At 71.2% G+C, this 4,198-nt stretch carries 3 protein-coding genes and 1 pseudogene; 3 read left to right on the top strand and 1 reads right to left on the bottom strand.

All coding sequences use genetic code 11. The features are described 5' to 3' along the window. Positions 1-866 (bottom strand): phosphopantetheine-binding protein (locus IY392_RS15995; protein ID WP_309234202.1); only part of this gene is annotated, 866 nt, incomplete at its 3' end. A gap of 194 nt (positions 867-1,060) precedes the next feature. Between IY392_RS15995 and IY392_RS15990 the strand changes: the two genes are divergently transcribed. The 3 genes and pseudogenes from IY392_RS15990 to IY392_RS15980 all read left to right on the top strand — a co-directional run. Then, complete coding sequence (locus tag IY392_RS15990) at positions 1,061-2,008, top strand: NAD(P)/FAD-dependent oxidoreductase (RefSeq protein WP_194861749.1); 948 nt, start codon at positions 1,061-1,063, stop codon at positions 2,006-2,008. 52 nt (positions 2,009-2,060) lie between these two features. Continuing rightward, positions 2,061-3,587: an ABC transporter substrate-binding protein gene (locus tag IY392_RS15985; protein WP_194861748.1), complete on the top strand. Its 1,527-nt coding sequence runs from the start codon at positions 2,061-2,063 to the stop codon at positions 3,585-3,587. Next, positions 3,587-4,198 (top strand): annotated as a pseudogene (locus IY392_RS15980) (ABC transporter permease); the annotation flags it as partial. The gene IY392_RS15985 and the pseudogene IY392_RS15980, both read left to right, overlap by 1 nt.

Raw genomic sequence — 4,198 nt, 5'->3', positions numbered from 1 at the left:
ATGGCGTCCCGCTCGGCGGCCTCGGTGCGTGGCAGGGCGGGTGGGGGCACGGCAGACGGGGGCGCCGCCCTCACCCCGCGGCCCTCCGCGCTCTCACCCGAGCGTTCGTGCCGGTGTTCCGAACCCCACTCGTCGAGCACTCGCCGTATCCCGGGGAAGTCGATGAGCAACACATCGAACCCCACGCACAGGACCAGGGACCCGTCGGGCCGCACTACGGCAGCGAACGTGTGCACCGGCCATCGGTGGGCGGGCGCGCGACGGTGGGACAGGTCCTGCCGCGCCTCATCCTCGGCAGCCTGTGGGTCGGGGTGCGAGCGGAGATCCACGATCTCGAACCGGTGGGCCCCCGGATCGTCGAGCACCCGGCCCACGCCGTCGCGTCCCACCACCGCCCGGAGCATCGGGTGGCGGGCCACCACGCGGTTCCACGCCGACTCGAGCTCTCCCACGGTGGTGAGGGCGTCAGTCCCGGCAGGCAGCACGAACTCGTACTCGGAGTAGAAGTACGTCGAGACGCCGCCGAGCGGGTAGTCGTCACCCCGGCCGACCCAATAGGTGCCCTGTACGGGAGTCAGAGCGAACGTATCCGGGACCTCCTGACCGCCCGCGTCGGCGGGCGTCATCGCCGTCGACACCTCCGCGGCCACCTTCTCCGCGGACACCGGCCCGGCCGCACATCTCCGCTCGAGTGTCGTCAGGTCGATGTCTCCGACGAAGTCCCGCAGGGGGATCCTCACCCCCGTGCGCTCCACCAGCAGCCGCTGGAGCCGCACCGCCGAGAGCGAGTCCAGCCCCAGGTCCACCAGCGTCCCCGGGCCCACCGAGTCGACCTCCAGGACGTCGCAGACAGCAGCTTCGACCACGGACCAACTCGACGGCATGCCCCACCTCTCGCTCACAACACAAAGCGTCGCTGTCCGGACTGAACCACGGCGACACCGGCACGACTCTATTGATAATGAGTCTCGTTATCAATAGAGTCTCTACAGTCGTTGCCCGTCTCCCCGTTGTTGGAAGGGGGGTCCGCGCGTCCTCGCACCACCACCAGGGAGCCGCCATGTCCTCACCCATCCCCGACGCAGTCGAGGTCGCCGTGATCGGAGCCGGTCCGGCCGGGCTCACGGCGGCGCTCGTCCTGGGCCGCCAGAAGCGGACGGTCGTTCTGGTCGACTCCGGCCAACCGCGCAACGCCCCCGCGACCGAGATGCACATGTATCTCGGCCTCGACGGCAGGTCCCCGAAGGACCTGCGCAGGACGGGGATGGAGGAGGTCGCCGGTCATCCCAACGTCGAGATCGTGCATTCCACCGTGACGGGCATCGAGGTGACCGGCCCCGACACACCGGTCAGTCTCGCCACCTCGGATGGCAGATCATTCCTGGCCGAACGGCTGCTCGTCACCGCCGGGGTCCGAGACGACGTGAGCGGGATCCCCGGTGTGGCGGCGCGCTTCGGACAGGGCGTCTACCACTGCCCGTTCTGCCACGGCCACGAGGTCGACGGGCGGCGACTCGCCGTCCTCACCGACGCCCCGGAGAACCCGGCCCAACCCGGACTGCAGGCGGTCTATCTGGCCACCCACTTCTCCCGCGACGTCACCCTGCTCACCAACGGTCATCCGGTCCCGGACGAGATCCGCGAGACGCTCGCGCGCAATGGCGTTGGGCTCGAGCACCGGCCCGTGACCGAGCTCGGCGGGACCGACGGCGCCCTCACGGTCTCGGTCGGCGACGAGGACCTCACCTTCGGTGCGGTCTTCCACACCCCCCGGGAGCAACCGCGCGACTCCGTGCTGGGCCTCGATCTCGAGACCGAGGGCGCGCACATCCTGGTGGACTGGCAACAGCGCACGTCGGACCCACGCGTGTTCGCGGCCGGCGACTGCGCCCGTCGTCGCGATGACCCCGTACCGCTGGCGTTCGTGGCCCGCGCCGTCGCCGCCGGACAGGCCGCAGGATTGTGGATCGACCAGGACCTCTTCCGCGCCCAGGCCGGTCTCGGCTGACGCAGTCCCACCCCACCCGTCACCACCCACTCACCTAAGGATCACCACTCTCATGGATCGCCGCGGTTTCCTCCGTCTCATCGCCGTCACCGGTGCCGTCACCGGCGCCGGACTCGCCCTGGGCGCCTGCGCCACCGAGGACGGAGGCGCGAACGGGACCGGCACCGGGACCGGCTCGGGCACAGGCGGAGACGGGGGCACCGTCCGTGTGGCGGCGATGGTCTCCCCGGGGGACACGCTCGACCCCGCCGCGGCGACCTCACCGGGAGCCTGGGTGGGCATCTTCGCTCTGTACGACTCCCTGGTGGTCCTCCTCGACAACGAGCCGGTATCCCAGCTGGCCGAGTCGATCACCTCCAACGACGCGGCGGATGTGTGGACGGTCCGGCTCCGGCCCGACGCCACCTTTTCGGACGGCTCACCGGTGACCGCCGAGGACGCCCTCGCCTCGCTGGTCTACACGGCCGCGTCCCCGATGGCCGGGTCCTTCCTCGCCCCACTGGACACCGCGGCGTCCCGTGCGGTCGACGAGCGCACGCTCGAGCTGCACCTCAGCGCTCCGCGCGCAGACTTCGTCGAGGCTGTCCTGGCCCCGCAGAGCGGCGTGTTCAAGGACGGCGACCCCGACTCCGGCATCGGATCGGGTCCGTTCGTCCTCGAGTCCGGATCGTCCGAGGACGGGTGGGTCTTCACACCCAACCCCCACCACCCGGGCGTCGGCATCGACCGACTCGAGGTGCGGTCGGTCCCGGACCCGGATGCGCGAGCCCGGGCCGTGGTCTCCGGCGACGTCGACTACGCCAACGACCTCCCGGTGACCGCCGCGCGGACGGTGGCCGAACCGGCCCGCATCACCGAGGGAGGCCCGGCGGACTCCAAGGCGCTCGGCCTCATCCTCAACACCCGTATCGCGCCGTTCGACGACGAGCGGGTACGGACGGCGTTCAAGCTGCTGGTCGACAGGGAGACGCTCGTCGGCACCGTCCTCGGCCAGGGCGCCGTCGTGGGCGAGGACGTCCTGGGCAAAGGCATCAGCGGCTATCCCGACGAGCTGTCCGAGATCTCCCGTGACGTCGACCGGGCACGGTCCATCCTCGCGGAGGCCGGGGTCGACGACCTGACGTTGGTGACCTCCGACGTGGTTCCCGGCCTCAACGACGCCGCCGAGCTCCTGGTCACCCAGGCCCGCGAGGCCGGACTCACCCTCACTCTGGAGCGTCGGGACCCGGCGGCCTATTTCGCCGACATCCCGGGACTCATGGAGTTGCCGCTGTTCTCCCTCTACTGGGTCAACCGTTCGACGGCCACCGCGCTCCCGTTCACCACGGGTACCGCCGGTGGCTTCAACCTCGACGGATTCGGCGCCGACGCGGCGTGGGACCGGCGCCTGGCCGACGCCGCGGCCATCACCGACGACGCCGAACGGCAGGCGGCGGTCGCAGCGCTCGCCACGGAGGTGTCCGAGCGGGGAGGCCAGCTCATCTGGGGATACCAGCCGTTCCTCAACGCCACCACCGACGCCGCTGGTGACGTCCCCTCGAGCCAGTCCGCACCGTTCTTCGGGTCCCGCCCCGACTGATGACGCCCAGACGCGCCGCGGTGCGGATCGCCCAGACGCTCCTCACCTTGGCGGTCACCGTCGTGCTGGCGTTCTGGTTGGTCGACGCACTCCCCGGAGATGCCGCGACGGCGTCATACGTCACCACCGACGCCTCCTGGCTCGCCCGGCGACGGGCCGAGCTCGGACTCGACCTCCCGGTGGCCGAGCGCTTTGCCGAGTGGCTGGCGGGGATGCTCCGGGGTGACCCGGGACTCTCGGTCTCGGGCACGCCTGTCGTCGATCAGATCAGGGAGCCCCTGGCTCGGACGGGCCTGCTGTTGCTCGCGGCGATCCCCGTGGCAGTAGTGGCCGGACTCGGCGGCGGGGTGCTCGCCGGTGCCCGCGCCGGGTCCCGTACGGACCGGGCGACCTCACTCACCGCGGCGGCGGTGCTCGCCACCCCGGAGTTCGTCCTCGCCGTGATTCTCGTGTCGGTCCTGTCGGTCCGGCTCGGCCTGCTCCCACCGGTCTCGCTCGTCCCACTGGGCGGGAGCCCACTGGACCGGCCGCAGATCCTCGTGCTCCCGGCGCTCACCGCAGGGTTGGCCGTCGGTGCGTGGCTGCAACGGACCGTCCGCGCCGTGGTGGCC

This window comes from Dietzia sp. SYD-A1 (assembly GCF_015356725.1).
Classification (GTDB): domain Bacteria; phylum Actinomycetota; class Actinomycetes; order Mycobacteriales; family Mycobacteriaceae; genus Dietzia.
The sequence above is the reverse complement of the archived record's forward strand: the minus strand, read 5'-3'. Positions and strand labels throughout refer to the sequence as shown.